This window comes from Halorubrum sp. AJ67, assembly GCF_000513435.1.
On record NZ_CBVY010000012.1, the window covers coordinates 36,339 to 38,716 of the forward strand.

At 57.9% G+C, this 2,378-nt stretch carries 2 protein-coding genes; one reads left to right on the forward strand and one right to left on the reverse strand.

All coding sequences use genetic code 11. The annotated features are described in order from the left end of the window. A partial coding sequence (hisA, locus tag BN903_RS10600; RefSeq protein ID WP_154018121.1) for a 1-(5-phosphoribosyl)-5-[(5-phosphoribosylamino)methylideneamino]imidazole-4-carboxamide isomerase occupies positions 1 to 687 on the forward strand: 687 nt, incomplete at its 5' end. A gap of 576 nt (positions 688 to 1,263) precedes the next feature. Here hisA and BN903_RS10605 read toward each other — a convergent pair. After that, positions 1,264 to 1,842: a YIP1 family protein gene (locus BN903_RS10605; RefSeq protein ID WP_048077702.1), complete on the reverse strand. Its 579-nt coding sequence runs from the start codon at positions 1,840 to 1,842 to the stop codon at positions 1,264 to 1,266. Between the last annotated feature and the right edge of the window lie 536 nt (positions 1,843 to 2,378).

Sequence of the window (2,378 nt, forward strand, 5' to 3'; positions counted from 1 at the left end):
CTACTCCCCTGTGTCGTCCTTGCCCTCCCACGACTGACAACGCGTACGGCCGACCCGGTCGACGCCGCCGAGCGCTGGACCGACGCGGGGGCCCGCACCCTCCACCTCGTCGACCTCGACGGCGCGTTCGAGGGCGAGCGCGTCAACGCCGCGGCGATCGAGGCGGTGGTGGAGTACGTTCCCGAGGAGGTCGGTCTCCAACTCGGCGGCGGCATCCGGACCGCGGAAGGCGCGCGCGATCTGCTCGACTTGGGGCTCGACCGCGTGATCCTCGGTACGGCAGCGGTCGAGACGCCGGAGATCGTCGCGGTGATCGACGAGACGCACCCCGGGAGCGTCGTCGTGAGTCTGGACGCGAAGGACGGCGAGGTCGTCGTCTCGGGCTGGACCGAGGGGACCGGTCTCGACCCCGCCGAGGCGGCCGCGCGCTACGAGGAATTGGGGGCGGGGGCGATCCTCTTTACGAACGTCGACGTTGAGGGGCAGCTGGCGGGGATAAACCGCGAGGCGGTCGAATCGGTGGTCGAGGCGGTCGACATTCCGGTTATTGCGTCTGGGGGGGTCGCGTCGATCGACGACGTGGTCGCGCTGAAGGCGGCGGGCGCGGCCGCGGTCGTGGTCGGGACCGCGCTGTACGAAGGCGAGTTCACGCTGCGCGAGGCGCAGTACGCGGCCGACGAAGTCTGAGACGAGGCGTTCGATCAGGGGTGTCGGCGAGTCGGCTACTTATAAACTGAAGGCGAACTCGATCGCGTGGCCGGTCTCCCGACGTCGTGATGGTGTTTCCGTTGAGGGAGTTACAGAAGCGTTCTCACACCTGGATCGAGATCGCACGATGTGGGCGAAGAAGCTATCATATAGATTCAACTATATGGAATTATGTCCGGCCCCGAGTTCCCATCTTCATGGAGTGATCCCCGATACATTGCGGCTATTGTTAGTGTGATCGCCACCGGAGCACTCTACTTCTACGCAGGTCTCACGCAATCTGGCCTGACAATAGAAGAAATCACCCTCGTAATATTCGCTATTCTCCTCCCAACATCAATCGCATACGAAATCGCTCGCCGTCTGTGAAAAACTAGCTAATTTGATGTATTAAAACGCAATTTCACACGATTAATTCAATTTTGAGAATATAAAATAAAATTTGTGGTAAGATTTCCATGACACCCTTTTTCTGTCCATAAATCACCGATCGCTACGGTTACAGCCCCAAGAAATTTCAACGGAGCATCAAAATCGGGATCGCTGCTAAAGCACTCAAAAGAGGCGCACAAGGGTGTTGAGAAGCAGGATAGTAACAACAATTCCTGCGACGCCAGCCGAGCGTCGAATATCTAGATTTCGAGCATCCCGAATGGCGTACGTGAGCAGATACCCGAGCCAAACGGTACCGATGAGACTGGTGATGGCATTAAAAATGAGCAACCAAGATGGAAGCCGCATCTGGGTCATCTCTATCGCCGGTGCGTTCCCGGTAAACGCGAGGGCCCAGAGAGTGAGTGTCGAGACCGCGTTCATCAACAAGAGCGGAAGCGATGCCCATCCGATGTTCGCCGCAGTCCGGGCGACCGTACCAGTCCCACCGACGATTGCGGTCAGGAGATACACGACAGCTGTCGATACGATCCAGATACCAGCAGCGCCGATTAAGCCGCCAATGAGAACTGAGAGTACGAGTGCTGCGAGCGTGACCTCGAACGGTAGTTGGTCTGCGTACGGCACCGCACTCGCAACGGCGACGACACCCGTGAACAGCAAGATGATCGCGGCACCGGCGAGTGACGGAGACTGTTGAGAGAAAAACTCATCCGGGGCGAATAACGGTGTGGAGGGCATTATTTATAGTGTGTACTGTCCCAAAATAAATTTACTGGCTAGAGACAGAATTAGTGAACGGTCGAAACTGGATGTCTTCGGCCTCCGAAAGGATGACTAAGCTATGGGCACGCAAGTTCACACGGTTAATTCACTTTTAAAATCATAAAATAAACACCGCGATAAGAGTTCTATGACACCCTCTCTCTGTTTATAAATCACCGATCGCTACGGTCGCCTCCGAAGCCCCAGCCGCTCGGCGATACGTAATTGCTTATAAATCGCTGATCGACACGAACACCTCCGAAGCCCCAGCCGCTCGGTGATACGTAATTGCTTATAAATCGCTGATCGACACGAACACCTCCGAAGCCCCAGCCACGAGGACGGCACACGCTTGCTGCGCGCTTCGGTCGTTCGCTTCGCTCACTCCCTCCAGTGCTTACGTCGCCTGTGCCGTCCTCGCGGCTGCCCCTTCGAGTCCCGCCCGCACAGCACCTCACGCCTCCCCAGCCTCGTCGGTCGCCTCCGCTCCGCTCCGGCGACCGACTCCCTCG

Excerpts from the sequence above, each read along its gene's own strand:
- BN903_RS10605 (WP_048077702.1), bottom strand. The coding sequence starts at position 1,842 with ATGCCCTCCACACCGTTATTCGCCCCGGATGAGTTTTTCTCTCAACAG.